Origin of the sequence: Bradyrhizobium algeriense (assembly GCF_036924595.1) — a bacterium.
Classification (GTDB): domain Bacteria; phylum Pseudomonadota; class Alphaproteobacteria; order Rhizobiales; family Xanthobacteraceae; genus Bradyrhizobium; species Bradyrhizobium algeriense.
Map to the genome: position 1 here is coordinate 1,574,815 of NZ_JAZHRV010000001.1, position 26,814 is coordinate 1,601,628.

Genomic DNA, 26,814 nt, shown 5'->3' on the forward strand with positions numbered 1-26,814 from the left:
ATCCATAGTGCGGCAGGCGGAGAGATGGATTGCTTCGTCGCTTCGCTCCCTTGCGCAAACGCTTCGCGTTTGTCGCCGGCAATGACGGCGGATTGCGCCTACACCACCTTGCGCTGGCGCAATTCGGCGATCTCGTCCCTGGCAAATCCGAATTCCGCCAGCACCTCTTCGGTCTGCTCGCCGAACTCCGGCGGGCGCGCCGCCATGCTGCTTGGCGTGCGCGACAGCGTCACCGGCTGACCGACGAGCTGGATGTGGCGGTTCTCGTCGTTCGGCACGTGCTGGGCGATGCCGAGGTGCTTGACCTGGGCGTCGTCGAACATCTGGTCGATCGAATAGATTGGGCCGCAGGGCACGCCGGCCTCGTTCAATTCCCTGACCCAGGTTTCCGTCGATTTCTTCTCGGTGAGCTTGCCGATCACCTCGTTCAGCGCGTCGCGGTTCTTCGAGCGTGCAGGCGCGGTGGCGTAATCGGGGTTGGTGACTAGTTCGGGCGCGCCGATCGCCTGCGCGCAGCGTTCCCAGATCCGTCCGCCCGTGGTGGCGATGTTGATGTAGCCGTCGGAGGTCTTGAACACGCCGGTCGGGATCGAGGTCGGATGATTGTTGCCGGCCTGCTTGGCCACGTCCTTTTCCATCAGCCAGCGCGAGGCCTGGAAATCCAGCATGAAGATCTGCGCCTGCAACAGCGAGGTCTGCACCCACTGGCCTTCGCCGGAAACGTCGCGCTCCAGCAGCGCGGTGAGGATACCAAGCGCGCAGAACAGCCCGGCGGTAAGGTCGGCGACGGGGATGCCGACTCGCATCGGACCCTCACCGGGCGCACCGGTGATCGACATCAGCCCGCCCATGCCCTGCGCGATCTGATCGAAGCCCGGCCGCTTGTGGTAGGGGCCGTCCTGGCCGAAGCCGGAGATGCTGCCATAGACGATGCGCGGGTTGATCTGGCGCAGACTCTCATAGTCGATGCCGAGTTTTGCCTTCACGTCGGGACGAAAATTTTCGACCACGACATCGGCCTGTTCCGCGAGGCGCTTGAACACTTCGAGGCCCTTGGGGTCCTTCAGGTTCAGCGTCATGGCCCGCTTGTTGCGGTGCAAATTCTGGAAATCCGAGCCCTGGCGCGGGCCGCCCGGCTGCTCGCCGCTGCCGTCTTCCAGCAGCGCATCGATCTTGATGACGTTGGCGCCCCAGTCCGCCAGCTGCCGCACGCAGGTGGGCCCGGAGCGAACGCGGGTCAGATCGAGCACGGTGAAACGGGACAGGGCCTGCGAAGCGCGTGGGAAAGGCATTGAGAAACCTTTGTTTTTTGGATTTCGCGTGGGAACGAGCAGACCAGTCTGGCTTAACCAATCTGGCGCTGATTTCCAACTCCTTGTTCGACGCCCGGCGAGCGGCCGGCCATGCGGGCGGGGCGGGGCGCCATTTTGGGATCGGAAGCCCCCGCAAAACTACGGGGCTGCTACGGGAGGATTCTGCTTTTCGCTATAATTCACCGTCAAGCAGGTGCGCGACAAGTCTGGCTGGTAAACAAGCGTTAATGAGGCGATTCTAGCCTCCCGTGTGCGTTGCGATTCTCCGCAACCGAACGACCTGCTAACAGGCCTGATCGATGAAGAAGAACGATCTGCTTTCCGATGAGATCTGGGCCTTCCGGCCGTTCGAGCTTGGGACGAGCCCGGCCGCGCTTCCGCCAGAAAGCATGCACGACCCGATGTTTTGGGATGAAGGCGACCCTTACCCGCTGGCGGATGCCGCCGCCGCGAGCGTGGAAAGCCTCGAGGTCTATGCCGGCAAGCCGGTCGCGTCGATCGCGACGCTCGCCGACTACCTCGTCAACGGCTATTGGCAGTACGAGAATCGCATCGCCCATCACTGGGCTTCCAACACCATCACCTACAATATCAGTGGGCTCAATTCGGCGGAGCAGTTCCTCGCGCTATCGGCGCTGCAGGCGTGGTCCGAGGTAGCCAACATAACCTTCGTCCAGACCTCGGGCTCCGCGAACATCACGTTTACCCACAACGGCACGATGCAGGCCTATGCGACCGGCAGCTGGTATGGCTCGGGCGCAATCGCGTCGATGACCGTCAACATCAGCACCGACTGGGTCACCACCGACGGTGGCGCCAATGACGGCAAGACCGGCATCGATAGCTACGCCTACCAGACCTACATCCACGAAATCGGACATGCGCTCGGCCTCGGCCATCAGGGGCCGTACAATGGCAGCGCGTCGTATTCGACCAATGCGACCTATGCCAACGACACCTGGCAATATTCCATCATGTCGTATTTCTCGCAGCCCAATTATTCCGGGAGCTCATACCGCTACGTCGTGACGCCGCAGATGGCGGACATCTACGCCGTGGCTTCGATGTACGGCGCGGCGACCTCGACGCGAACCGGCGACACCGTCTACGGCTTCAACAGCAATGCCGGTGCGGTCTTCAATTTCAGCACCTACACCTCGGCTCCGGCGCTGACGATCTACGACAGCGGCGGCAACGACACGCTCGATTGCTCCGGCTATTCGGCGGCGCAGACCATCGACCTGCGCTCCGGCGCCTTTTCCTCGGTCGGCAGCCTCGTCAACAATATCGGGATCGCGCTCAACGCGGTCATCGAGAAAGCCATTGGCGGCAGCGGGAATGACACACTGATCGCGAACGGCTGGGGCTGTACGCTGTCGGGCGGCGGCGGCGCCGATACGCTGATCGGCGGCGCCGGAAACGACCAGCTCATCGGCGGCTCCGGCGTCGACACCCTGACCGGCAGCAGCAGCGGCGACACGTTCGTGTTCCTGGTGGGCGACAGCTCGGCCACGAGCGGCCAGCACGATCGCATCACCGATTTCGTATCCGGAGCGGATCGCATCGACCTCAGCGGGTTCGACGCGATCAGCAGCACCGGCAGCTACGATCAGTTCAAGTTCATCGCCACCGCCGCCTTCCACGGCGCGGCCGGCGAACTCAACTATTTTTACAGCAGTTCCACCGGCGTCACCACGCTGCAGGGCGATACCAACGGCGACGCGGTCGCCGATTTCGCGATCGATCTGACGGGAAACCTCGTGCTCACGGCTGACGATTTCCTTTGGGGTGTGATTTGGAAAATGGGTTCAGTTGCCGATTTCAACGGCGACGGCCGAAGCGATGTTCTCTTGCAAAACAATGATGGTACGGTGTCGGTGTGGGACAGCGGCCAGCCCAGCGGCTCCCATTCGATATCCGGTTCGGGCGCCGTCCCCAACAGCTCAAATATAGCAGGCGCGGCAGACTTCGATGGCAATGGCAAAGGCGACATATTGTGGCGTGACGATGACGGCACGGTCTTTGTTTGGGACGATGGCAACTCCAGCGCAGCACACGTAGTGTCAGCCCCGGGTGGTGTTCAAGCAACTTCGTCCATTGCAGGTACCGGCGATTTCGATGGAAATGGCCGCGACGATATTCTGTGGCGCGATGACAATGGTGCGGTATTCATCTGGGACAATGGCCAAGCCAGCAACACCCACACCGTTTCGAACGCCGGCGTAGTTCCGGCCAGCTGGCATATTACGGCTGTCGGCGACTTTGATGCCAACGGGCGTTCCGACATCCTATGGCAGAACGACAATGGCACGGTATCGGTCTGGGATAACGGCCAGGTCGCCGGCGCTCATTGGATTTCCAGTCCGAATGTGGTTGCAAGCAGTTGGCACATCATCGGCGCGGGTGATTTCGACGGCAATGGCCGTGACGATATTCTGTGGCGCAACGACAATGGTGCAGTGTCCATCTGGGACAACGGCCAGATTGCGACTGCCCACATTATTGTCGGGGCCGGCGTGGTACCGAGCGCCTGGCACATTGTCGGCATCGGCGACTTCGACAACAATTCCCATGACGATATTCTTTGGCAGAATGAAAATGGGACTGTATCGGTTTGGGATAATGGGCAAATCAGTGGCGCCCATTGGGTTTCCGGTCCCGGCAGCGTCTCCGCTGGCTGGCATATCGCGTGAGTTAGGCTGACGTCTCAAGCGTGGGTTTCGGCGCTCTCGGTGCAACTGAAATATGATTGGCAGTAGAACTCACCGTCGCATGTTGTAGCCAAGCAGTTTGCGAAGCTGTCGATTGAGCACGAGGTAAACGCGAGAGAAGGCCTGCTATGGGTGATCTATCGCCATAGATTTTCAGCAAAGAACGTAGCTGCGGCGTACATGATCAATCCGCAGGCCACGTGGAGCCCAAAAATAACCAAACCTCCAAGACCCCGTGCAGTTCGCAAGCTCTTGCTTGAGAAGAAAAGAATGGCGCTCTCCACGTAGACTAGAAACACGCCAAACTGCAAACTCCAGGCAAAGTTGCCGTCTCCCGACCTCGGGCCGGTCTCCACCAAGAGCAGCGTGTAGGCGAGAGTAATTGTCAGAAAGATATAGGCCCAAATGAGGGGGCTTGAGAGGTTCAATTCTTTCCTGAAAGTCACTCCGACGAAAATTGGAAAGGCCAACGACAAGATGCCCTTGATCAGCAACTCCATGGAAAATGGAAAAATTGCGAAGGGCCGGACGGCAATGCCGGCATTGGTCGAGTCGACATAGGCAAACCACACTTGCCAAAGCAAAATCAAAATAGAAGGCGCCGCCACAACAAGCGCATATCGCAGCACCTGGATCCATCGCCGGTGAAACATGTCCACGAGCGACCGCAGTCCGGCACACGGCAAAAATGCAATTAGAAAAGAAGGCTTACATACTGCAGAGATAATGCACAAAGCGGCGATCGAAGCATCTCGGTAGAAGGCAACATGCCTTCGATCTTGCACAAAATCCCTGACGTACAGGAACCACGCCGCCAATGCAGCTCCTTTCATGAGCTGTTGCGACGGATTGTGATAGGAGATTGCATTGAAGTAGCCGTAGTACAGGTTGGGTTTCCAAGCCGTTAGAAGGTTGATTTGGCAGGCAACCAACACGGCAATCGCCACCCAACTGGCAGCGCGCCAGTCGCTTTTCTGGGCTCTTCGTTGCATTTCGGCGGTTATCATCACCGCCATCGCACCGTAGGATGCCGACACCAGCAATATACCTACCGCATCGAGAGGCAGGGTAAGAGAGCTTAGAGCGAGCAGTCCAAGCTGAAAGCCAAAATGCGGCGACACGATATCCGAGAATTTATGGATGTTCTTCGCGTACTGCAGATGCACATGAAAATCGGACGACGCATTGACAATGAGCGACCCGTAAAATGGGATCGCAAACAACACCATTGCCACAACGAAAACGGTCGCGAAGAAAAAGCTCCGGTAACCGATCCCGACCGACCGCTCCTTGTTGAGCATCTCTCTCTATCTCTTGCCTAAGTCGTCATCGCCACGGCGGCATGCAGCAGAAATGAGACCGCGGCGATTGAAACCAACGGCGGCAGCGCCGCGCAAAACGCGTAGCCGAGCAATGTCTTGTATTTTTCAACGATCATACGCGTGCTGGGGTCCCAAGCGTTATAGCGTCCTCGACGCCGGTGCTTCAATAGTTATGCGTTGCTTTAAGACCTAGAAATCGTTCTCAAAGAGACGTTGCTTGCCGGCCGCGTCAATTATGTTGCTTGTGATCGCATTCCCATCCAGATGCCGTTGTACCTTCCATTTCACGCGGATGAGCTCGAGGCAAAGCGGGGCAGGCCTCCGAGGAGCGGGAAGGCTATTCAAGAAAGCTCCGGTAGGATTGATCGCGGTGGGCACAATCACCGAAAGTCGGCGTCTTGTCTTGCTCGCCTTGGCATTTTCGATACTCGATCCAGCTCAGCAGTTAGCCTAAACTCTTACGATTCCCAAGGCTTGCCTAAACCGCATATTCGTGTGGTTCGATCCTTGCCGCCAATGGAATCCAGTTGTACACAGTCCGCGCGGTTCGATCCAATCCACAGGCGAGGCGAGATTTGACGGGGACTGTCGCGTGAAATTGTCTGTTGTGACGACCCTTTACCGGTCAGCTCCGACGATCGGCGAATTCTATCGGCGCATCATCACGGCGGCGGAACAAATCACGCATGATATCGAAGTGCTGATGGTCAACGACGGCTCTCCCGACGATAGCCTCGATCTTGCCCTCGCCCTGCACCAGGCCGACCCGCGGGTCGTTGTGGTCGACCTCGCGCGCAACTTCGGCCATCACAAGGCGATGATGACGGGTCTTGCCCATGCGACGGGCGATCTGGTGTTTCTGATCGACAGCGACCTTGACGAGGATCCCGAACTTCTTGCCGCCTTCCACGAGCGGTTCATGAAGGGCGACAGCGACGTCGTCTATGGCATCCAGCAGGAGCGGCGAGGCGGCCTCGTCGAACGCGTCAGCGGCGCGGTGTTCTTTTCGCTGGTTGATGCGTTGAGCGATCACCGGATTCCACGGAACCTGGCGACCGTCCGTCTAATGACGCGCGATTACGTCCGCGCTCTGGTCCGGCATCGCGACCGCGAGTTCGTAATTTCGCAATTGTGGCACCTGACGGGCTTCCGTCAGGTGGCGGTCCCGTTCCGGAAATCATCCGGTTCGCCGACAACATACTCGCTTCGCATGCGCATCGAGATGGCGGTCAAGTATCTGACCACGACGTCGACGAAGCTTCTTTATTTCATTCTATACGCGGGCGTCGCGATCTTCGCGCTGTCGGTGGCGACCATCCTGTTCTACGTCTCCCGCTATCTAGCTTCCGGCATCGGCGTCGATGGCTTTACGTCGCTGATCGTCTCGATCTGGTTCTTTGGCGGACTAACGACATGCATTCTCGGCGTGATCGGCATCTATGTCGCCAATATCGTATCTGAAACCAAGCGGCGTCCTTATACCGTTGTGCAGCGCGTGCATCGCAGGGAGCTCGCAGCGGCAGAAGGATCGAATGTGATTCGTGTTCCACCTGCCGCCGGCGTCTCGACCGCAGCGCTCGATCGCAAGCGATGACCGCAGCCATATCACCCGTCCTAATGATTCGAGGCCCGTCGCTCCGGAGCAAGTCGAGATGAGCGCCGGTCCGGACCCATCGATCGTGAGCGGCGTTGCTGCTTACTACAGTTCGAAGCTCGCTCTGCACGGGCCGACCCCGCAAGGCGTCGACTGGAATGGGAGGGCATCGCACGAACTTCGGCATCGCCAGTTTCTTCGTCTGCTCGAAGGTTCCCCGGACGCGTCGATTCTGGATATCGGCTGCGGCTACGGCGACTTCATGCGCTTCTTGCGCGAGGCGGGGCACCGAGGACAGTTCATCGGCTACGACGTCGCGCCGGACATGATCAGGGAGGCGACGCGGCTACATGGCGAGAGCGCGGATTGCCGATGGCGAGTCGGGGCCGAGCCGACGGAAACCGCGGACTTCGCGGTTGCCAGCGGAATCTTCAACGTCAAGGGAGAGGTCCCGACCGAGACCTGGGCGCGCTACGTTCGCGAGATCATCGATATTCTTGCACGCACCGGCCGGCGCGGCTTCGCCTTCAATGTCCTCAGCCTCTCGAGCGATGCGGACAGACGCAGCGGAACATTATACTACGCCGATGCAGCCGAGATGCTGTCCTATTGCCTGAATCGCTATGGCCGATCGGTTGCACTGCTGCAGGATTACGGGCTTTACGAATTCACCGTCGTCATACGGCATATTGCCGCGACCAGGTAACAAGCGCCCGGCGTCACAAGCTCCGCAACCGGTTGCTCGGCACCTTCGAGCGTTCGGTTCCGCGCGGCGCCACCACCGCGTGGTCGGGCTGATCCTCGAGCACCAGCGCACCGACGCCGATCACGCAATTCTTGCCGATCGTGACGTGATCCCGAAACGTGGCGTTGACGCCGACGAAACTGCCCTGTCCGATCCGGACCCCTCCGGAAATAACGACATGCGACGATATGAACACATCGTCCTCAACGGTCGAATGGTGGCCGATGTGGTTGCCGCTCCAGAGCGTGACGTTACTGCCGATCCGGGCAAACGGCTGGATGGTGTTGTCCTCGAGGATGAAACAGTTTTCCTGTAGCTCGAAGCCGGCAAAGACCGTTGCGCGGCTGCTCAGATACGACACCAGCCTGTATCCCTTGGCGCGGGCAGCGGCGACCTTCTCCGGGCGAAGCCGGTTGAGATTGGTGTAGCCGATCGCGACAAAGAAATCGAAATCCTGTGGAGGAAATTCTTCCGTGACACGCTCGAACGGGATCACCGGGCGTCCGCGAAACTGATCCTGCGACAAAAAAGCCTGATCGACCGCGAAGGCCGCGACTTCGTAAGCGGAGTCGTTGGTAAAGTAGAAGTCGGCGAGTTCGGCGATTTGGCCGGAGCCAAAAATCACGATTCGTCGGGTTTTCATTCGATTTTTCTCTTCCACTGCAGCGCCGCTCAAGAAGGGAACGGCCATGGTATCCTTTTGCCGGACCGTCGAACAGGTCGGCGTTGCCACCATGGTGGGCCTTAGTTTGAGAGTTGATTTCCTATTGAAGCAAAGAACAAAAACAGTTGCGGGTCCACTGCGCCAGTACCACGCAACCCGCCAATGCCAGCTTGATCACCTGCAGATATTTTGCTTGTTCGGACGCTGGGCTCCGCGGGTCACGCGGCATATTGTAAGCTAGGATCAGGCGTGTACTTCCACTTCAACTCGCACTGTTCAGTCCTCGTAGGTCGCTCTGCTGCGCAACTGCGCCGTGCTGCAAAATGTGGTATATTGGTCTCGAGACCGATACCATTTCTAGTGATGGGCCAGCCCGACATGCTGGTTCCACAGACAACCGCGAGTAGAGGCGACGCAGGGGCAGGGCATAGATGACGGTAACCCCACCCAGCAGCATTCGGGCCGCGCTAGCCCTTGCTACGGAGACATGCCCCACCTGCGCATGTCGTCAGAGCGTAAGCCTACCCATCCCGGCTGCCGGCCGTTCCATGCTGAGCGATGGACGAATTATCGCGCGGTCGCTGGAGAAGGTGTTGTGCCCGGGCTGTGGCCTGGTTTGCCATCGCTATCCGCCGACCGCCGCCGAAATCTCTGCGATCTATTCGGGCGCCTATGAACTGCCGGCCTTGACCGGTACGGGAGAAGAGGCGCGGGGCAGGGCCTATGCTGCGGCAATCGTCAATGCGATCGGCGGGCGCAAACCCGGTTTGCGGTTGATCGACGTTGGTTGCGGGTCGGGGGCGATGCTTCGTGCGCTCGGCGATCGCGACGAAGCGGCGACCTATGAGTTGACTGGTATCGATCCGGCGCTACCGCCAGCGCTCGCGCAGGCCAATGAGCGGCTTACCTTGATGCGTGGTTTTCCCGATCGCGACCTGGCCGGGCATGGGCCGTTCGATGCCGTGATATCGATCAACACGATCGAGCATACGCCGGATCCCGCGCAGTTTCTTGCGACCCTCGCGTCGCTGATGACCCCGGACGGACAGACGATTGTCATTTGTCCGACAACAGAATTTGCCAACGACGAACTGCTGTTCTTCGACCATTTCTGGAGCATCAGCCCGGCGGCGATGATTTCGTTCGCGGCTAGGTCCGGGTTGCGGATGGTCGGCGGCAGGGGGTTGGCGGCTCCGCTCGCCGGATTTCAACTGTTCAGGTTTGCACATTCGGCATCCGGCGGACCGGAAGCTGCCGTTGCTGACGTGGCGGCGGATGCGGTCGCTTACCTCGACGCCTGGAAGCAACTGGACGCTTCGCTCGAACGGCAGTTGGTGGCGGCAGGCAATCCGGCGCAGGCGTTCGGCGCGGGGCAAATGGCGGCCTTGTTACGCGCCTATGCGCCGCGAACATTTGCAATGCTCAAGCGATTCTTGTTGGATCGTCCGGAAGAGGCATGGCCGCTCGGTCGTGCAGTCCGGTATGATGGGTTCACGACGCTGGACGGCTGGACAACCCTTGTGGCAGTTCATCCTTCGGCACAGAACGCCGTCGCGGCGCGGATCCGGCGCGATGGCGGGTTCGCCGTTACGCTTCCTGCCGCCATCAAAAACTGACCCAAGATTGAGGCCATGACCAGATCTTACGGCATCAACGAACGTGTGGCGGCCGATAGCGACATCGACGCCGCGGTGGAAAGCTTGCGCACGCTCGGCTACGCGGTCGTGGACGGTGGCTACTCGGCCGGAGACCTCAGCAGATTTTCGCAAGGCTTCGACACTGCGCGCCATGCCGCGCACGCGGCTGCGGGCGGAACCGAAGCGTTGGCGCTAATCGACGAGCACAACACCATCCGTACGCCGTTCGCCTACGACAGAAGTCTGCTGGCGCTCGCGCGCAATTCGGCGATCCTGGAAATCTGCAAGCGGTTGATCGGGGGCTATCAGATCCTGTCGCAGCAGAACGGGGTCATTAATCCGCCGGCCAAGACCTATAATCAGGGTGCCTGGCATCGCGATCTGCCGTATCAGCACGTCGTGTTCTCGCGGCCGATGGCGATCAATGCGCTATTCTGTCTGGATGCCTTCACGACCGATAACGGCGCGACCCTGGTGCTGCCTGCGACCCACAAGCAGGAAGAGTTTCCATCCGATCGATTTGTCGAAGCATCGGCCGTGCAGGTCTGTGCACCCTCGGGCAGCTATATCGTGCTGGATTGCATGCTCTATCACAGCGGCGCGCCGAACCGGTCCGGGACCGAGCGGCGGGCAGTCAACCATGTCTATACTTCGCCGATCCTCCGCCAGCAAATCGACCTGCCGGCGTTCCTTGGCAATGATTTCACGGACGATCCCACCCTGCGCCGTCTGCTGGGATACGAGGTGACGACGCCGAGGTCGGACGCCGAATACTTTGCGATGCGCCGCGCAAAGCTTCCGAAGTGACGGCTCATTGTTCGAGAACGGCTAATCCAAAACCCTCGCGGCCGTATCCATTGCCGTTGTAGAGCATGTAGCGGCGGCCGCTGTGGTCGAAGACGAAGGGATAGGTTCGCTCCCTGTCTTCCCAGGCTTCCGGCGTGCCGACAAAGCGCAGGTCCTGGTCGCGCCGTTCCCATCGTGTGCCGTCGACAGAACGTGCGAAGCCAAGTTCATAGTGTGGACGCCGCCGCGCGTACCACATCGAGAGGCTGCCATCCGGCTCGCGCAACACCGCGGGCCGTGAAATCGCAAACTCCAGGGGATCGGCCGGGCCTGCGACGTCGATCACGACAGCGTTGGAAGGCGTCCACCGGACCAGATCGGAGGAGCGGGCTTCCTTGACCACGTGCAGCATTTCCATGCCCTGCGGTCCCCAATGCAGATGCGAGCCGAACCACATGCGCCAGCCCGGCCCGTCGCCAAGCACAAAAGGGTAGCCGACGGTCAACGGATTTTCCGGGCTACGGCCGACCACCGGGACGCTGCTGCAGCGGCGAAAGGTTTCGCCGCCGTCGTCGCTCACGGCAACGCCGATGAAGTTGGCGAAGGGCACGTGTACCAGCACCGTCCATCCGAGATAGAACGCATAGAGTTTTCCATCATGCGCGATGACGGAGGAAACCGTTACGCCATCGGCGTCGAACGATCCCCGCGTGCCCGGTGTCAGCAGTGGCCCACGTGGCGGGTCCACCACCTCGAACCGGTCACCGTCGATCATGATGTCGATGGAGGCGGCGGACGACCGGTTGGCGGCGTCGCGGGTCGAATAGAAGACCCGCACACTGCCGTCGGCACACGTCAGCGCCGCCGGGTTCGCGGCATGGCTGATGGACCATGGCTCACCGGCGGCTGGCGAAAAGACTCTTCCAAGCGGGCGCCAGACGTTCCGCATCAGCCAATCCCCGCGGCTGGTTCGTCCGCCAACGGGCGGCAATGGGATGCAGCCCCAGGTCCAATCGAGAACAGCAGATCGATCACGGACACCGCATGATCGAAGGCGGGTCCGCGCTGCGGGTAGGCCTGGTATGGTCCGTAGCTCATCCATTCGACCGCGATGCCGGCCGCGGCAAACGAGGACTCGTCAAGATACTCGCGCGCCGAAGGCCCGGAGAGATATTTCGTGGCGCCTGCCTTGATGCAGATGTCGAGCAGCCTTGCGGTACGCACGCCTTGCGGAGAAAACTCGCTGTCGCGCACCATGGTGGTCGAAATATCGAGCCGCTTCATCAGCGCGTTCAGAAACAGCGTGTTGACGTCGGTCAACCGCTCGAGGCGTTCGGCTGCCTCGTAGAGGGCTTTCAGCGCCGGGGCTTCCTCCGCGAAGAAAGGCGATTTGCGATAGGCCAGCTCGATCGATCGCCAGTGCTTGTCGGCCCACGGCTCGGCGAAACCGACTTGGTCGATCGGTTGCTCGAAGCGCGATTTTGTGGCGACCGGGATCGTCAACCAGATCGGTCCGCCTGGCGTCATGATCCGGTTACGGTTGTGCCAGTGCCGCTTCACATATTGCGCGCCGTCGAGCACGACATAGCGATCGACGCGGCCGATCAGGTCGAAGAAGCCCTTCCACGGAATATAGCAGGATTGAATAATGGCGAGGCGCATCGAAGGCTTCCCGTAGGCAGGATTATGGTTCACCAGTTGTATTTGGCGACGCCTTTTCCGGCATGGCTCGTGGTTCGGTTGGTCCTGATCCGTTCCCGATTATTTCTCCAGGAGCGCGGTCAGCACCTCGCACACCCGCTGTTGCTGCGTCTCGTTCAAGCCAACCCACATCGGCAACCTGACCAGGCGCTGCGACAGCGCGGTCGTCAACGCCAGCTCGCCGTGTGCACGTCCGTAGCGCAGGCCGGCCGGCGATGAGTGCAGCGGGACATAGTGAAATACCGCGCCGATTCCCGCTTGCTTCAGTCCGGCGAGCAACTGCTGGCGATCGATTTCAGGCGCGAGCAGGATGTAGTATATGTGTCCGTTGTGCTGGCAATCCACCGGCACGATCGGCCGGCGCAGCAAGCCTCGCCGTTCGAGCGGTTCGAGCATCTGATGATAGCGGCGCCAGATTTCCAGCCGCTCGCGCGTGATGCGCTGCGCCTCTTCGAGTTGTGACCACAGGAATGCCGCGATGAGTTCGCTCGGCAGAAATGACGATCCGACATCCTGCCAGGTGTATTTGTCGACCTCGCCGCGGAAAAACCGGCCGCGATCCGTGCCCTTCTCGCGAATGATCTCGGCGCGCTTCGCCAGCTCTTCATCCCGCACCATCAGGCTGCCGCCTTCACCGGAGATGATGTTCTTGGTTTCGTGGAAACTGAAACTGCCGAGATCGCCGATCGCGCCCAGCGCCCGGTTCTTGTAACCGGCCATGATTCCCTGCGCGGCGTCTTCGACGATTCGCAAGCCGTGACGCCGGGCGATGGCCGCGATCGAATCCATTTCACAGGAAACCCCGGCGTAATGCACCGGCACGATCGCGCGGGTTCGCGTCGTGATCGCGTCCTCGATCAGCTTTTCATCGAGATTGAGCGTGTCCTGCCGGATGTCGACGAACACCGGTACCGCGCCGCGCAGCACGAACGCATTGGCGGTCGATACGAAGGTGTAGGAAGGCAGGATCACTTCGTCGCCGCTTTGGATGTCCAAAAGCAGCGCCGCCATATCCAGCGCGGAGGTGCAGGAGTGGGTCAGCAGCGCCTTGCTGCAGCCAGTGTGTTCTTCGATCCACCGGTGGCACCGTTTTGTGAACGTGCCGTCCCCGGAGAGATGGGAGCTGTGCAGTGCATCGGTCTGATAGGCGAGTTCCTTGCCCGTCGCGTAAGGCCGGTTGAATGGAATGAAATCGGTTGTCATCGTTGCGGTGATGGGGCCCTGCAGATGGTATCGAAACCCGGATTGAGGTGCCGGCAAACTGGCCGTTTCCGTTGCCAGAATCAATAGCGTGCGAGCTACAAAATGTGCGCCTGCCGGATGAGATACTGGCCATACGCGGTATGCTTCAGCGGCTCGGCAAGCCGCAGCAATTGTTCGGTATCGATGAAGCCTTGGGTAAAGGCGACCTCCTCGGGACAGGCGATCTTCAGGCCCTGACGTTTCTCGACGATGTGGATGAACTGCGATGCCTCGAGCAGCGATTCATGCGTACCGGCATCGAGCCATGCATAGCCGCGGCCGAAAGGTCTCGCAACGAGATCGCCACGCTCCAGGTACCACTGGTTGATATCCGTGATTTCGAGTTCGCCGCGCGCGGAGGGCTTCATCTCGCGTACGATGTCGACGGCACGTTCATCGTAGAAATAGAGCCCGGTCACGGCGTAGTTGGACTTCGGGGCTTTCGGCTTTTCGACAATCCGCAACGGCCGGTAGGCGGGATCGAACTCGATCACCCCGTACCGCTCGGGATTGTCGACCCAGGCAGCGAACACCGCTGCGCCGTGAGCCTGTTTCGCGGTATCGCGCAGCAATGCCCGCAGATTGTCGCCGTAGAAAATATTGTCGCCGAGGATGAGGGCCGATGAGCCGCCAGCCAGGAAATCCCTGCCGATCAGGAACGCTTCCGCGATACCGCCGGGATGGGGTTGAATCGCAAAAGAAAGCTCGATTCCCCACTGCCTGCCGTCGCTGAGCAGGAGCTTGAACTGGTCAATCTCCTCCGGCGTCGTAATGATCAGAATCTCGCGCAAGCCCGCCAGCATCAGGGTGGTCAGCGAGTAATAGATCAGGGGCTTGTCGTAGACGGGCAATAGCTGCTTCGACGTCGCCAGCGTCAGCGGGTATAGCCTCGTCCCTCGGCCCCCGGCGAGGATAATTCCCTTGCGGTTCATTGTGCTTTGCTCGCTGTCCCCAATTCGAGGCCTGTTAACATGCGTATCCATGCATATCAAAATGCAATCAGTTGGAACGCATCCTGGCGAACCAAAGCCAGCTCCCGCGGTCAGCGATCGGGAGGTCTGCCAGCCCCGATCCACCCTGCCGTTAATCCCAATATTTCAACGATTTACGTGGATTGCATTGCGGCGTTCCGGCGGCTCCTGTAGTTAGGGTGGGTGGGGGCAAATCAAGGATTTCGCAATTGTCGCGGTCCGTTCCGCGGGCTGACTGACATCTGCGCTTCTTGTCCTCGGCAGTATGGCATGTTCGCCGGGAGCTCATGGGCTGCCGGACGGTCGCGCCGATACGTCGACCCACGTCACACTGTCTCGGGAGGTCCCGCGGGCAGGCTCGGTCTGACGGGACGCGATCCAAGCAAGAGTGCGATGGCCTGATGGCTGATACGGCGTCAAGAAAAGGTTCGGCCGATGTGCTGGGTAATTCCGCCTGGAACGCGGCCGCCTTTGCGGTAGCCGTGGCGCTCAATCTCCTCGTGCTGCCGTTCGTGGTCTTTCGCCTCGGTGTCGCGGCATTCGGCGTCGCAGGTCTCGTTACCGCATGTGTTGCGCCCGCGCTGGCGTTCAGCAACACGCTGGCATTGTCGACGACGCGGGAACTCGCCCTGCGGCTGGAGCCATCCGAGCGCGACGATGCGCGCCGCCTGTTCGCCACCGCGGCGATGCTGGCATTGGCAGCGGGAGGCTTGATCGTGATCCTTTTCGTGTTGGCCGGGGCACCGCTTGCGCGGCTTGGATTTCATTTGAGCGGGCCGTCCGCGGATGATCTGGGACTCGCGTTTATGCTGGCCAGCGCCGGATGGCTTTGCCAGTGCCTGTCTGCCGTCTTCCTGGCCTTGTTCACGGCACGCCAGGACTATCGGAGGGTCGCCTCGATCAGCATCATCAGCACCGTGGTCGCAACGGGCTCCATGCTGCTGTTCATTCCGCGCTGGCCTCAGGCCTCGACGTTCCTCGGTTGTCAGGCGCTGGGTTTTGCAACGAGCCTGCTTCTGGCCTTCGGGTGGTCCCGACGTGTCATCGGCGATTGGCTGGCGCGCCCGGAGATCGATCGCGGAGCGCTCGGTAGCCTCGTCAGGCTGGGTGGCTGGCAACTAGGCGCGCAGGGGGGCGCGCTCATTGCCGCACAGGCGGATCGCTACTTGCTCGGAGCTTTACTGCAGCCGCAGTTCGTCGGCTTCTATACAATTGCGCAGCGGCTGGAGGAGGCCGTGTATATCGGCGTCCTGAAGGTCGGCGAAATCCTCTTCCCGTTCTTCAGCGCTCTGCAAAAGGAGGCCGACGATCGCAAGGCTGATCTCTTGTTCCGCTCTTCCTGGATCCTCAACGTGCTTGCCGCGAGCGCACTTGGCGGCCTGATCCCCGTAGCCGGCCCGTTGCTTCATATGTGGACCGGCGCCGAAGTGGCTGCCGAGGCCCAGCGTGTGCTGGTGATATTGTCGATCGCCGGCATCCTTGGATCGAGTTCGAACGTCTTTGCTTTCTATCTTCTGGCGCAAGGGCGATCGAGTTCGAATGCTTTGATCGCGCTGCTCACGGGCGTGTTCACGCTGGCGACGAGCGCGATCGCCTTGCCTTATTTCGGATGGCAGGCGGCGGGATGGAGCGCCTGCATCGGCATGCTCGCCCAAATGGTCACCGTCGTGATCCTGCTGCGCCGGCATTTCAGCCTCACCGGCATGTGGTTGCGTCTGGTCCACTTCGTGCTGATGCCGATCGGGATCGGCATCGCAACCGCACTGGCGTTGCGATATGCCTTCCGCAGCGCGCAACTCGACCAGGCGCTTGGCTGGTGGTACGTGGGGGGCCTCTATGTGCTGGTGGCCGGCATCATCTTCGTCGTCGCGGTCGCGGCTTCGCAGGCTGGCCCCTACGGCGCGGCCTGCTGGCGGGATCTCCGCGTCATCGCCGGTCGCTTCCTGCCCATCAAGGCGATTTGACGAATGTGCGGAATTGCAGGCATCGTGAACCTCCGCGGAAACGCGGTCGAACCGGCGGAAATCTCGCGACTGACGAACCTGGTCGCGCATCGCGGGCCGTTTGGCGAGGGAAGCTGGTTCAGCGCGAACCGTAATCTGGCATTCGGCCACCGTCGGCTGGCAATCATCGACCCCGGCGAAGGGGGTTATCAGCCGATGATTTCCGGCGACGGCCGCCATGTGATCGTGTTCAACGGCGAGATCTACAATTTCCTCGAACTGCGGCGCGAGCTCGAGGCGCAGGGGGCAGTTTTCCGCAGCCAGTCCGACACGGAGGTCATCCTTGCCGCCTGGCAGGCGTGGCAGGAAGGCATGCTGACGCGCTTCAACGGAATGTGGGCGCTGGCGATCTTCGACACCAAGACCGAAGAATTGTTTCTGGCGCGCGACCGCTTCGGCATCAAGCCGCTATTATATGCGCTGACATCGGAGCGCTTTGTCTTTGCATCAGAGCAGCGCGCATTGGTGCGAAGCGGCCTGATCAATGCTTCGCTGGACATCGACGTGGCGCGACGGCTCATGCTCGATGCCTTTAGCGTCGAGGGCAGCGAACGGACGCTTTGCCAGGAGGTGCGCCGGCTGCAGGGCGGTCACTGCATGTGGTTGCGCCGAGGGAGGTTGGAAATCCGGCGCTGGTGGCGGACGGTGGATCACCTGCCGGCGATCCCGAACACCGAAGCCGAACGGGTCGAGCGCTTTCGCGAGATTTTCCAGGATGCGGTTGCGCTGCGAATGCGCAGCGACGTTCCGATCGGGACCTGTCTGTCGGGAGGGTTCGATTCGTCGGCCGTGATCTGCACCATGGCGGCGCACGAAAAAGCCGGCATGGGCCCGCGGGACAGCACCTCGTGGCGCCATGCCTTCGTTGCGACATTTCCCGGCGCCTCGAACGACGAGCGGCCGATGGCCGAGGAGGCCGCGGCCTGGGCGGATGTCGTGCCTGCATTCCTCGAGATCGGGAAGGCAGACGCGCTGAACGAACTCGATCAAATTCTCGACGACAATGATGACGTCTATATCGGACTTCCAAGCGCCGCCTGGTTGATCTATCGGGAACTCAGGCGTCACGACGTGACGGTGTCGCTGGACGGCCATGGCGCGGATGAACTGATGGGAGCCTATCTTCAGGAGGGACAATCGGGCATGTTCCGAATGCGAAACCTGCTCGCAGGACTTATCTCCGGTTCGACGCTGGCTGGACGAGGCGCCGATCTGTTGCGGACGCTGATGATCAAGCGCCGGGGGCACTATTTCCTGCGCGGCGGTTTGCGCGACGTTCCGGCCCAGCTTCCGCTGGTCGCCGCCGACGATGTGCTGCCGCGCGACTGGGGTTCATTGAACCGGCGGCTCTACGGGATGTTTCACAGCACTGTGCTGCCTACCATCCTGCGAAACTTCGACCGCCTGTCGATGGCGCACGGCATCGAGGTCCGGATGCCGTTCATGGACTGGCGCCTGGTGACGTACGCCATGGCGTTGCCGGAGACCTGCAAATTCTCCGATGGCTATTCCAAAGCGATTGCGCGGCGGTCGATGGCCGACCTGATGCCGGAATCCATCCGCATGGGACGCCGGAAGGTGGGGTTCAATTCGCCGATGCCGGAATGGTTGAACGGGCCTCTTGCCGGCTGGACTGCCAGTCTGCTCGATCAGAAGGTGCCGGCGTTCGCCGAACTGGTCGACGAAGTAGGCCTGCGCAGGACGGTTAGCCACTTGACCTCGTCAAAGCAGTGGGACTGGGAGTCGGCCGCCCGCATCTGGCCGTATCTGAATATGAAATGGATGCTGGCAAGATCCTGACATGCGAAGACTAATCCTCACAGGCGTCGACGCCATCCTTGGTTGGAAGAGCCGGCTTTCGGGTGCGGTGAATATCGGTCGTGGATCGACAATCGCATGGCGCCGTATCCGACAGGTAGCTGGCAATACCTTGTCAGTGGGGGAAGACTCGATCGTTCACGCCGAAATTAGCTTCGAGGAAACTGGAGGCAAAGTTCAGATCGGGGACCGCACATTTATCGGACGAAGCCATCTGATCTGCTATCGAAGCCTCGTCATCGGTGACGATGTCGTCATGTCATGGGGAATTACGATTGTGGACCACGACTCCCACAGTATCGATTGGATGGATCGCCGGAACGATGTTCGCGAATGGGGCGCCGGCCGAAAAAATTGGGAGCGAATTGCGCATGCGCCAGTCGTGGTGAGCGATAAGGCCTGGATCGGATTCAACGTGAGCATTCTGAAAGGAGTCACCATCGGTGAGGGGGCTGTAATCGGGGCATGTTCGGTTGTCACCCGCGATATTCCGCCATACACCTTGGCGGCCGGTAATCCCGCCAGAGTCATCCGCGCGTTAAGCTCCCCGCCAGATGCGCGGCCGGCGGATTGATTGCCATGCGCATTTTCCAGAACAACGGCCTGTCGCGTGGATTCCGTGTCCATCGTCGCCAGTCGCCCTATCAAAGCTTTGCCGCCGGACGAGCGCAATTTCTGGAGACGAGATTCACTGCGTCCCATATCCTTCTACCCGTGTTCGCCAACAGCCCGGACGCGTTCTACACCAATGGAGACGATGAACGCCTGCAGATGCAGTGGGCAAAAGAGAATGGGTTGCGAACAAAAAACCTGGAACAAATTCTGCTCGCGCAGATCGAGCAGCATCGCACCGAAGTATTCTATAATCTTGACCCGATCCGTTACGGTAGCGAGTTTGTTGCGAAGTTGCCGGGTTGCGTGAGGAAGTCGATTGGCTGGCGAGCGGCACCATCCGGAAGCGCAGACCTGACGAAATACGACCTGATCGTATGCAATTTTCCGTCAATCCTCGATAGCTGGCGCCAGAAAGGCTGTCGGGTGGCGTATTTTTTTCCGGCGCACGATCCTGTGATGGATGCCTATGCCGCAGCCCGAACCGATGAACTTGACCTCATCTTCATCGGAGGATTCTCGCGGCACCACGTCAAACGCAGCCAGGCTCTCCGCGCTGCCGCTTCGACGCCCGGTATCCGGGCGCGCTTTTACCTCGAAGATTCACGCCTCACCCGATTGGCAAATTTTCTTCCTCCTGTGCCGGCGCTTCGCTCATACCGTCATCCGGACGAAATTCGCGAGATTCGCGCCGATCCGCTGTATGGCCTGGATGCGTATGCCGCGATCGCCAAAAGCCGGATCGTATTCAACGGTGCGGTGGACATGGCCGGAGAGGATCGCGGCAATATGAGATGCTTTGAGGCAACGGGCTGCGGAGCGGTCCTTTTGACGGATGCAGGGCGCTATCCGGAGGGTTTCGTTGATGGCGAAACCATGCTGGAATACTCCTCGCCCGAGCAAATACCCGAGTTGATCAACAGGCTCATGAGAGACGAAACTTTGGCCAGATCCATCGCTCAGGCGGGTTGCGCCATGGTAAGAGAGCGCTATAGCAAACAACTGCAATGGACGAAATTTCAGGATCTGATCTGACCGGCGCGCCGGACCAGCAAGTGCGGGTTTGCATGTTGGACGAAAAGCCTCTCACGACATGGGAAGATGCCGTGGTCTGGCTGCGCAACCAGCCGGACAAGCGTCAACTCGTGCTCGACGCATTCTATGACGACCCTCTGATCGCTGCCGCCGAGCGCTATTTTGCCAGTGCCGAATGGCAGGCGGTTTCGAAGTTTCTGGAGCACCGGACCGGCAAGGCGCTCGACGTCGGAGCCGGGCGTGGAATCGCGAGTTATGCGCTGGCGCGGAGCGGATTTGCGGTCACCGCGCTGGAGCCTGACCCTAGCGCTGTGGTCGGGACGGCGGCGATCCGTGGGCTCGCGGCCGAGGCTCGCCTGACAATCGATGTGGTCGAAGAATTTTCCGAGCGCCTTCCGTTCGCTGACGGCACGTTTGATGTCGTATTCGCGCGGGCCGTGCTGCACCATATGCGCGATCTAGACGGTGCCTGCCGGGAAATGTCCCGCGTGCTTCGCCCCGGCGGAATGCTCATCGCCGCGCGCGAACACGTGATCAGCAAGGAAGCCGACCTTGGCGCATTCCTCGACCAGCATCCCCTGCATCACCTCTATGGCGGCGAGCACGCGTATCTTCTCGATCGGTACGTCGGCGCACTGGGGGCTGCGGGATTTGCCGCGATCGAGGTACTTGCGCCGCTGAGGAGCCCGATCAATCTGTTTCCCTATACAATCGAGACGCTGCGGGCGGCCGTCGTGGAGAGATTGGCAGCCAAGATTCCGGTCAGACCCGTTTGGCGCGTCGCCCTCGCTTCCAGGAGCGTTTTCACATCGCTGCTTTCGATGGCAGAGCGCTTTGACCACCGGCCCGGCCGGCTCTACTCATTCATCTGTTACAAGGCACCGGCATGAACGTTTGGGTTACCGGCGCCAATGGCTTCATCGGTCGGCATCTCGTTCGGGTGCTGGCTGATCGGGGCTATCGCGTTCACGGCATCGGTCACGGCGCGATCGGCGAGACCGAGAGACATCGCCTCGGCCTTGAGCATTGGTTGAACGGCGAGATCGATGCAGCCAATCTCAATGCGCTGGCGGAGCACTCCGGATTGCCGTCGGCGATTTTCCATCTGGCCGGCGGCTCGTCGGTTGGGCTGTCGATCGCGCAGCCGTTTGAGGACTTTTCGCGCACTGTTGCAAGCACGGCCAGATTGCTGGAGTGGCTGCGCAGCGCCGCAAGGGATTGTCGCTTGATTGTCGTATCGAGCGCGGCGGTCTATGGCGCCGATCACGAGGGGCCGATTGGAGTGGATGCAGCAACGCTTCCGATGTCGCCCTACGGGCAGCACAAGCTGATGATGGAACAGCTGTGCCGAAGCTACGCTGTCACCTTTGGCTTGCACAGCACGGTGGTGCGGTTGTTCTCGGTCTACGGGCCGAATTTGCGCAAGCAATTGCCGTGGGACGTCTGCTCGCGCTTTCAGGCGGGCGAACGGAATCTGATGCTGGGGGGCACCGGCGCTGAGGTGCGGGACTGGACCGATGTCCGTGATGTCGCGCGGCTGTTGACCGAGATCGACGGAAAACCGCAGCCAGAGACTTTTCAAGTGATCAACGGCGGAACCGGGCTTGGAACGACCGTGGCAACGATCGCCGCAATCCTTGCAAAATGCTGGGGCGGAAGTATTTCCGTGCAGTATTCCGGCATCGTTCGCGCCGGCGACCCGGCAAGTCTGCTGTCGGACGACACGACGGTCCGCACGCTGCCTTTTGACTGGACGATCCCGGTTGAACAGGGCCTTGCGGATTATGTTTCGTGGTTCAAGGATCAGATCCGGTGAATCCGGCCGCGCCGGTGCGTCTCGCGTTTACGCATATTCCCCGCCGGGTCTGGGCCGGTGGCTACAACTATCAAAGCAATCTGTTTGCGGCGCTGAGCAAGTTCCGCCCCGGCGAGTTTGCGCCCGTTCTGTTTGCCGGGATGGGCGACGAAGCCGATCTTGCGCCGCTTGCCGCGATACCGGGCGTGGAGGTGATCCGATCGGCCGCTTTCGACAGCCGTGCCGGTTTGGTTGCGGCGCTGGCGCTGGGGCTGGACCGCGAGGCGGCGGCAGAATTTCGGACGCATCGCATCGATGCGGTCTTCGAATCCGCCCGCTTCTTCGGCTGGCGTCTGCCTTATCCTGCAATTGCCTGGTTTCCCGATTTTCAGCATCGACGGCTGCCCCATCTGTTTCCGGTGGTGGCGCGGTGGCGTCGCGAAGCCGGTTTCCGGATGCAGATCGCATCCGGGCGGACCGTCATGCTGAGCAGCGAAAGCTCGCATCGCGATTTCAGGAAATTCTATCCCGGGGCGAAGAATGAGGTCTGTGTGGTTCGTTTCGCGACCGGGCCGTCGCCGGCGTTCCTGAACGCAAATCCGGCCGAGATCGTCGCCCAGTACCAGTTGCCCGAAAAATACTTCTACCTGCCAAATCAATTTTACACCCACAAGAATCATCGGGTGGTCGTGGATGCACTGGCCATCCTGGCGCAGCGCGGATTCGATGTGGTCGTGTGCGCATCGGGCAGCACCGAAGATCGGCGCGAGCGCGGCTATTTCGATGAGGTCATGGAGCGGGTGCGCAGTCGCGGGCTCGAAAGGCGTTTCCGTCATCTGGGAATGATTCCGCTATCGCATGTCTACGCGTTGCTGCGGGCATGCGCCGGTTTGATAAATCCGTCCCGATCGGAAGGGTGGAGCACAACCGTTGAAGAAGCGAAATCGTTTGGGGTGCCGATGATATTGTCCGACCTGGACGTCCACCGCGAACAGACCGGCGGTACGGCGAGCTATTTCGGACCAGATGACCCTGCAACCCTGGCGGATCATCTTATGCGGGTCTGGCAGGGCTCAGAGGCACCGGTTATTCGAAGTTTCGTTCCCGGCCACGATGATCGCGTGGCGGCCTTCGCCGCAAACTTCGCGGAGGCGGTCCGTCATGCCATTCGGACCTTCGCGCGGTAGCGCATGCGCGCGCGTGACTGGCTAGACCGCGATCCGGAAGCCGTAATTCTTGTCGATCCAGGCCTTGTAGGCGCCGCTGGTGACGTCGCGCCACCATTCCTCATGGTCGAGATACCAGCGCACCGTCTGCGTCAGCCCGCTTTCGAAACCCATGCTGCAACGGCTGCCGAGTTCGTCTGCCAGCTTGGCGGCGTTGATCGCATAGCGATGATCGTGACCCGGGCGGTCGGTCACAAAGCTGATGAGCATCCGGCAAGAGCGGTCCGATGCGGCCGGACAGGATGGAAAGCGCGTCGCGAGGTCGGGACTTGAGGCGAAGGCATGGTCGATCGCGTCGCAGATCAGGCCGACGACGTCGCGGTTGTTAAGCTCGTTACCACCGCCGACATTGTAGGTTTCGCCGCTGCGGCCCCGCTCGATCACGTTCATCAGCGCGTCGCAGTGATCGGAAACATGCATCCAGTCGCGGACATTGGACCCGTCGCCGTAAACCGGCAGCGGCTTGCCTTCCAAAGCATGGATGATCATCAGCGGGATCAGTTTTTCCGGATGCTGATAGGGTCCATAATTGTTGGAGCAGTTCGTGATCAGCGCCGGCATGCCGTATGTCGCGACAAACGCGCGAACAAGATGATCGCTTGACGCCTTGCTCGCCGCGTAGGGCGAGTTCGGGCGATAAGGCGAGGATTCGGTGAAGGCAGGATCGGCAAAGCCGAGCGAGCCATAGACCTCGTCGGTCGAGACATGCAGGAAGCGAGCGCTGCCGAGCGTCGCGCTTGTCCGCCACGCATCCAGCGCAGCCTTCAGCAAGGTGAAGGTGCCGAGCACGTTGGTTTGCAGGAAGGCCTCTGGATCGCTGATCGACCGGTCGACATGCGACTCCGCAGCCAGATGCGCCACGCGCGTGAACTTGTGCTCTTCGAACAGCCTCTGCATCAGCGCTGCATTACAAATGTCGCCATTGACGAACTGGATGCTGCGGTCAGCGATCAGCGGTTCGAGGCTTCGTATGTTGGCCGCATAGGTCATTGCGTCGACCACCACCAGCCGATCCGCCGGCCGCGCGGCGCGCCACGCATGCACCAGGTTTTGCCCGATGAAGCCGGCGCCGCCCGTGATTAAAACGTTTTGCATCGAGGTCTCCGGTCAGCTCGCGTGCGACGATAGTTTTGCGAGGCGAGATGCATTTTCGACAATGTGATTCCCTTGCGCCTGATCGGGGACGCCGCCGGTTCGACCTGTCTGGAACATCGCGCGCGGCATGATGTACCACAGCAGGAACAGAATCCCGGCGCCATGTGTTAAAAGTGCCGTCGTAAAGGGGACATTGAGAAAGGCCGGGGGAAGCAGCGCGCTTGACATCAGGACGAAGCGCGGCGGAAGTTCCGCGGACACCCGATTGCCGATCGCTATGACAAACCCACACACCAAGGCCGTCAGTGGCGCGAAATACAGCCCCACCGAGGCGATGCCCTCTGTCGCAAACAGGGATGCATTGAACTTGCCGAGCTGATAGGCCTCTTCCATCACCACCGACAGCTGCTCCTGATAGGGACAACTCATCAATGGCTTCAGGAACGATATCTGGCAGAACCAGGTGAGCGGGTGACTTGAGAAGAAGTCGTTGTAGACGTCCATGGCGCTGGATGGGGTCGCCATCATCCGGATATTCACCACGCCGAAGTAATACTGCGTATAGTCGTTGAGGTACGCTGCGATCAGGATCACGCCGAGAAGCATCGGCAGCAAGATCGACAGGATGGCTGCAGCCCTCGCCTCGAAAATCCTCGACAGCACCAGCACGACAATGAACCACGTCGTCGAAAAAAGCGCAAATTTGCTCAGCGTGATCGGATAGAACAGCAGCATCAGAATGAGCGGTACGGTAGCCCACCAGCGGCGATTGAGCGCCAGATAACAGGCGCAGGCGAACGGCAGCAGCACGGTAGACGCAATTCCGGTCAGGTAACGTATCGGCGCCGGAAAATAGAGTTCGTTGCGAAAATCGTAGATCTGCCTGATCGACACCAGTCTGAAATTGTAGAATGAAGCCGCGACGATCGTACCCAGCGCCAGCACCAGAGTGAATTTCAGAAAGTACTCGAGGCCGCGAGGTGACAGCGCATACACTTGCTTGACAGGCGCGTTGATGAGCAGGGCGGGCAGCAGAAACAGCAGCGCCGACGCAGCGGCCGAAAGGCCCGCCAGCCAGTGATCGTAATTGAACTTGGAGAAGTTATTGAGCCAGATGAAGCCGAGAACCATCGTGAACAGGCTGAAGCCGATGACGTAACCAAAGCTGAAGCGGACGAATATGAAGAGCAGCGAGACGGTCGAAAACGCCAGGACAGCAGCGATCGCGTAGTGGAGCCGGGCGGCATCGTACAGCATGTACGATTGCCAATGCGCAACCTGGGCCAGCGAGACGCAGCAAATGACGATATGAAGGCACACCAGCACGCACAGGCTGAAGCGCGAGCCGGACGCCAGTCGAATGCGTTCCATAATGTCCGGAGCGCGCTTGCTTTCTAACGTATGCATCATGGACATCGCGCCGCCACGCGGGGTAACTGAAACGAAATTGGCTCTGTCCGACCTATGACAGTTCGAGCGAGTGCCTGAAATAAGCGATGGTTTCCTTCAGACCATCGGCGAGTGCGACCTTCGGTTCCCAATTCAGCAGCGCCTTCGCCTTGGAGAGATCGGGCTGGCGTTGCCGCGGATCATCCTGCGGCAGCGGTTTGAAAATGAGCGTCGAGCGCGAATTCGTGTAACTGATCACTTTCTCGGCCAGTTCCAGAATGGTGAATTCCGAATTGTTGCCGAGATTGATCGGTCCGGTGCAATCCTCGCCGGTCAGCATCAGCCGGGCAATCGCCTCGACAAGATCGTCGACATAGCAGAACGACCGGGTTTGGCCGCCGTCTCCGAACACGGTGATCGGGTCGCCCTTCAGCGCCTGGACGATGAAGGATGAAACGACGCGGCCGTCGTTGGGCTGCATCCGCGGACCATAGGTATTGAAGATGCGCGCAACCTTGATCGGCAAGGCATGTTGCCGCCAGTAGTCGAAAAACAGGGTTTCGGCGCAGCGCTTGCCTTCGTCGTAACACGAGCGAATCCCGATCGGATTGACGTTGCCCCAGTAATCCTCGGTCTGCGGATGGATCAGGGGGTCGCCATAGACCTCGCTGGTCGAGGCCTGAAAGATCGGTGCCCGCAGACGCTTGGCGAGACCGAGCATGTTGATCGCGCCATGCACGCTGGTCTTGGTGGTCTGCACCGGATCGCGCTGATAGTGGATCGGGGAAGCCGGGCAGGCCAGGTTGAAGATCGCGTCGACCTCGATATAGAGCGGAAACGTCACGTCGTGCCGGATCGCCTCGAACATCGGGTTTGCCAGCAGGTGGGCAATGTTCTTGCGGCTGCCGGTGAAGTAGTTGTCCGCACACACCACTTCCGCGCCCGCGGCAAGCAGCCGCTCACTGAGGTGGGATCCGATGAAGCCTGCGCCGCCGGTGACGAGGATGCGGCTGTCTTTGTAGTTTCGGTCAAACGACATCATGATTCCCGGGTTGGGGCTTCGCTTCGGGCGGGCAGCTTGCTTCACGTCCTGTGATGAAGGCTGGCGGAGTGGTATCGGCAACGACAAAGATCGCCAATAGCATTGTCCAGGGT

General features: G+C 60.4%; 22 protein-coding genes. 12 read left to right on the forward strand and 10 right to left on the reverse strand.

What is annotated here, in order from left to right:
* Window positions 1–98: 98 nt before the first annotated feature.
* Window positions 99–1,292 carry a CaiB/BaiF CoA transferase family protein gene (locus V1286_RS07625; RefSeq protein WP_334478647.1) on the reverse strand — a complete coding sequence of 398 codons (1,194 nt, stop codon included), beginning with the start codon at window positions 1,290–1,292 and terminating at the stop codon, window positions 99–101.
* A 422-nt stretch (window positions 1,293–1,714) separates the two neighbouring features.
* Here V1286_RS07625 and V1286_RS07630 point away from each other — a divergent pair, with 422 nt between their 5' ends.
* Window positions 1,715–4,006, forward strand: a complete 2,292-nt coding sequence (locus tag V1286_RS07630; RefSeq protein WP_334489565.1) for a M10 family metallopeptidase C-terminal domain-containing protein — start codon at window positions 1,715–1,717, stop codon at window positions 4,004–4,006.
* Window positions 4,007–4,161: 155 nt separating this feature from the next.
* On the opposite strand, the gene V1286_RS07635 is transcribed toward V1286_RS07630, so the two are convergent.
* Window positions 4,162–5,325 (reverse strand): hypothetical protein, encoded by a 1,164-nt coding sequence (locus V1286_RS07635; protein ID WP_334478649.1) that lies wholly within the window; start codon window positions 5,323–5,325, stop codon window positions 4,162–4,164.
* A gap of 613 nt (window positions 5,326–5,938) precedes the next feature.
* Between V1286_RS07635 and V1286_RS07640 the strand changes: the two genes are divergently transcribed.
* Both V1286_RS07640 and V1286_RS07645 read left to right on the forward strand, forming a co-directional pair.
* Entirely contained in the window at window positions 5,939–6,940 is a 1,002-nt protein-coding gene (locus V1286_RS07640) for a glycosyltransferase family 2 protein (RefSeq protein WP_334478650.1), read from the forward strand.
* A 58-nt stretch (window positions 6,941–6,998) separates the two neighbouring features.
* Entirely contained in the window at window positions 6,999–7,646 is a 648-nt protein-coding gene (locus tag V1286_RS07645; RefSeq protein ID WP_334478656.1) for a class I SAM-dependent methyltransferase, read from the forward strand.
* Window positions 7,647–7,659: 13 nt separating this feature from the next.
* On the opposite strand, the gene V1286_RS07650 is transcribed toward V1286_RS07645, so the two are convergent.
* A complete protein-coding gene (locus V1286_RS07650; RefSeq protein WP_334478658.1) occupies window positions 7,660–8,328 on the reverse strand; it encodes an acetyltransferase in 669 nt (222 codons plus the stop codon).
* A gap of 569 nt (window positions 8,329–8,897) precedes the next feature.
* On the opposite strand from V1286_RS07650, the gene V1286_RS07655 reads away from it, so the two are divergent.
* Window positions 8,898–9,965, forward strand: coding sequence for a class I SAM-dependent methyltransferase (locus tag V1286_RS07655; protein WP_334478660.1), 1,068 nt, complete (start codon window positions 8,898–8,900; stop codon window positions 9,963–9,965).
* A gap of 15 nt (window positions 9,966–9,980) precedes the next feature.
* Window positions 9,981–10,793: a phytanoyl-CoA dioxygenase family protein gene (locus V1286_RS07660; RefSeq protein WP_334478661.1), complete on the forward strand. Its 813-nt coding sequence runs from the start codon at window positions 9,981–9,983 to the stop codon at window positions 10,791–10,793.
* 4 nt (window positions 10,794–10,797) lie between these two features.
* On the opposite strand, the gene V1286_RS07665 is transcribed toward V1286_RS07660, so the two are convergent.
* From V1286_RS07665 to rfbA, 4 genes are all read right to left on the reverse strand, one after another.
* Complete coding sequence (locus tag V1286_RS07665) at window positions 10,798–11,721, reverse strand: glycoside hydrolase family protein (protein WP_334478663.1); 924 nt, start codon at window positions 11,719–11,721, stop codon at window positions 10,798–10,800.
* On the reverse strand, window positions 11,721–12,434 hold the full coding sequence (locus V1286_RS07670; RefSeq protein ID WP_334478665.1) for a WbqC family protein: 714 nt from the start codon (window positions 12,432–12,434) through the stop codon (window positions 11,721–11,723). Before V1286_RS07670 ends, V1286_RS07665 begins: the two co-directional genes overlap by 1 nt.
* Before the next feature lie 99 nt (window positions 12,435–12,533).
* A complete protein-coding gene (gene rffA, locus V1286_RS07675; RefSeq protein ID WP_334478667.1) occupies window positions 12,534–13,676 on the reverse strand; it encodes a dTDP-4-amino-4,6-dideoxygalactose transaminase in 1,143 nt (380 codons plus the stop codon).
* A 95-nt stretch (window positions 13,677–13,771) separates the two neighbouring features.
* Window positions 13,772–14,647 (reverse strand): glucose-1-phosphate thymidylyltransferase RfbA, encoded by an 876-nt coding sequence (gene rfbA / locus V1286_RS07680; RefSeq protein ID WP_334478669.1) that lies wholly within the window; start codon window positions 14,645–14,647, stop codon window positions 13,772–13,774.
* Window positions 14,648–15,087: 440 nt separating this feature from the next.
* On the opposite strand from rfbA, the gene V1286_RS07685 reads away from it, so the two are divergent.
* Genes V1286_RS07685 through V1286_RS07715 form a run of 7 tightly spaced genes read left to right on the forward strand, consistent with a single transcriptional unit; the run spans window position 15,088 to window position 23,136 of the window.
* Window positions 15,088–16,650: a lipopolysaccharide biosynthesis protein gene (locus V1286_RS07685; protein ID WP_334478671.1), complete on the forward strand. Its 1,563-nt coding sequence runs from the start codon at window positions 15,088–15,090 to the stop codon at window positions 16,648–16,650.
* Between the two features lie 3 nt (window positions 16,651–16,653).
* Window positions 16,654–18,489 (forward strand): asparagine synthase (glutamine-hydrolyzing), encoded by a 1,836-nt coding sequence (gene asnB, locus V1286_RS07690; protein WP_334478673.1) that lies wholly within the window; start codon window positions 16,654–16,656, stop codon window positions 18,487–18,489.
* A gap of 1 nt (window position 18,490) precedes the next feature.
* Window positions 18,491–19,081 carry an acyltransferase gene (locus V1286_RS07695; protein WP_334478674.1) on the forward strand — a complete coding sequence of 197 codons (591 nt, stop codon included), beginning with the start codon at window positions 18,491–18,493 and terminating at the stop codon, window positions 19,079–19,081.
* Between the two features lie 5 nt (window positions 19,082–19,086).
* The gene (locus V1286_RS07700) at window positions 19,087–20,154 is read left to right on the forward strand and encodes a glycosyltransferase family protein (RefSeq protein ID WP_334478675.1); all 1,068 of its coding nucleotides are present in this window, start codon (window positions 19,087–19,089) and stop codon (window positions 20,152–20,154) included.
* A 32-nt stretch (window positions 20,155–20,186) separates the two neighbouring features.
* Complete coding sequence (locus V1286_RS07705) at window positions 20,187–21,044, forward strand: class I SAM-dependent methyltransferase (protein WP_334478677.1); 858 nt, start codon at window positions 20,187–20,189, stop codon at window positions 21,042–21,044.
* Complete coding sequence (locus tag V1286_RS07710; RefSeq protein WP_334478679.1) at window positions 21,041–21,970, forward strand: NAD-dependent epimerase/dehydratase family protein; 930 nt, start codon at window positions 21,041–21,043, stop codon at window positions 21,968–21,970. Before V1286_RS07705 ends, V1286_RS07710 begins: the two co-directional genes overlap by 4 nt.
* Window positions 21,967–23,136: a glycosyltransferase family 4 protein gene (locus V1286_RS07715; RefSeq protein ID WP_334478680.1), complete on the forward strand. Its 1,170-nt coding sequence runs from the start codon at window positions 21,967–21,969 to the stop codon at window positions 23,134–23,136. The genes V1286_RS07710 and V1286_RS07715 overlap by 4 nt, the downstream gene beginning before the upstream one ends.
* A 21-nt stretch (window positions 23,137–23,157) precedes the next feature.
* Here V1286_RS07715 and rfbB read toward each other — a convergent pair whose 3' ends face one another.
* From rfbB to V1286_RS07730, 3 genes are read right to left on the reverse strand one after another with little or no spacing between them, the layout of a single operon-like run.
* Window positions 23,158–24,270, reverse strand: coding sequence for a dTDP-glucose 4,6-dehydratase (rfbB, locus tag V1286_RS07720; protein WP_334478681.1), 1,113 nt, complete (start codon window positions 24,268–24,270; stop codon window positions 23,158–23,160).
* A 12-nt stretch (window positions 24,271–24,282) separates the two neighbouring features.
* The gene (locus V1286_RS07725; RefSeq protein ID WP_334478682.1) at window positions 24,283–25,680 is read right to left on the reverse strand and encodes a hypothetical protein; all 1,398 of its coding nucleotides are present in this window, start codon (window positions 25,678–25,680) and stop codon (window positions 24,283–24,285) included.
* A gap of 52 nt (window positions 25,681–25,732) precedes the next feature.
* On the reverse strand, window positions 25,733–26,698 hold the full coding sequence (locus V1286_RS07730) for a UDP-glucuronic acid decarboxylase family protein (RefSeq protein ID WP_334478683.1): 966 nt from the start codon (window positions 26,696–26,698) through the stop codon (window positions 25,733–25,735).
* Window positions 26,699–26,814: the final 116 nt, after the last annotated feature.

Excerpts from the sequence above, each read along its gene's own strand:
- V1286_RS07700 (WP_334478675.1), top strand. The coding sequence starts at position 19,087 with ATGCGCATTTTCCAGAACAACGGCCTGTCGCGTGGATTCCGTGTCCAT.
- V1286_RS07645 (WP_334478656.1), top strand. The coding sequence starts at position 6,999 with ATGAGCGCCGGTCCGGACCCATCGATCGTGAGCGGCGTTGCTGCTTAC.
- V1286_RS07630 (WP_334489565.1), top strand. The coding sequence starts at position 1,715 with ATGTTTTGGGATGAAGGCGACCCTTACCCGCTGGCGGATGCCGCCGCC.
- V1286_RS07660 (WP_334478661.1), top strand. The coding sequence starts at position 9,981 with ATGACCAGATCTTACGGCATCAACGAACGTGTGGCGGCCGATAGCGAC.
- V1286_RS07730 (WP_334478683.1), bottom strand. The coding sequence starts at position 26,698 with ATGTCGTTTGACCGAAACTACAAAGACAGCCGCATCCTCGTCACCGGC.
- V1286_RS07685 (WP_334478671.1), top strand. The coding sequence starts at position 15,088 with ATGGCTGATACGGCGTCAAGAAAAGGTTCGGCCGATGTGCTGGGTAAT.
- V1286_RS07705 (WP_334478677.1), top strand. The coding sequence starts at position 20,187 with ATGTTGGACGAAAAGCCTCTCACGACATGGGAAGATGCCGTGGTCTGG.
- V1286_RS07650 (WP_334478658.1), bottom strand. The coding sequence starts at position 8,328 with ATGAAAACCCGACGAATCGTGATTTTTGGCTCCGGCCAAATCGCCGAA.
- asnB (WP_334478673.1), top strand. The coding sequence starts at position 16,654 with ATGTGCGGAATTGCAGGCATCGTGAACCTCCGCGGAAACGCGGTCGAA.
- V1286_RS07635 (WP_334478649.1), bottom strand. The coding sequence starts at position 5,325 with ATGCTCAACAAGGAGCGGTCGGTCGGGATCGGTTACCGGAGCTTTTTC.
- rfbA (WP_334478669.1), bottom strand. The coding sequence starts at position 14,647 with ATGAACCGCAAGGGAATTATCCTCGCCGGGGGCCGAGGGACGAGGCTA.
- V1286_RS07710 (WP_334478679.1), top strand. The coding sequence starts at position 21,041 with ATGAACGTTTGGGTTACCGGCGCCAATGGCTTCATCGGTCGGCATCTC.
- V1286_RS07725 (WP_334478682.1), bottom strand. The coding sequence starts at position 25,680 with ATGATGCATACGTTAGAAAGCAAGCGCGCTCCGGACATTATGGAACGC.
- V1286_RS07665 (WP_334478663.1), bottom strand. The coding sequence starts at position 11,721 with ATGCGGAACGTCTGGCGCCCGCTTGGAAGAGTCTTTTCGCCAGCCGCC.
- rffA (WP_334478667.1), bottom strand. The coding sequence starts at position 13,676 with ATGACAACCGATTTCATTCCATTCAACCGGCCTTACGCGACGGGCAAG.
- V1286_RS07655 (WP_334478660.1), top strand. The coding sequence starts at position 8,898 with ATGCTGAGCGATGGACGAATTATCGCGCGGTCGCTGGAGAAGGTGTTG.
- V1286_RS07670 (WP_334478665.1), bottom strand. The coding sequence starts at position 12,434 with ATGCGCCTCGCCATTATTCAATCCTGCTATATTCCGTGGAAGGGCTTC.
- V1286_RS07695 (WP_334478674.1), top strand. The coding sequence starts at position 18,491 with ATGCGAAGACTAATCCTCACAGGCGTCGACGCCATCCTTGGTTGGAAG.
- V1286_RS07625 (WP_334478647.1), bottom strand. The coding sequence starts at position 1,292 with ATGCCTTTCCCACGCGCTTCGCAGGCCCTGTCCCGTTTCACCGTGCTC.
- rfbB (WP_334478681.1), bottom strand. The coding sequence starts at position 24,270 with ATGCAAAACGTTTTAATCACGGGCGGCGCCGGCTTCATCGGGCAAAAC.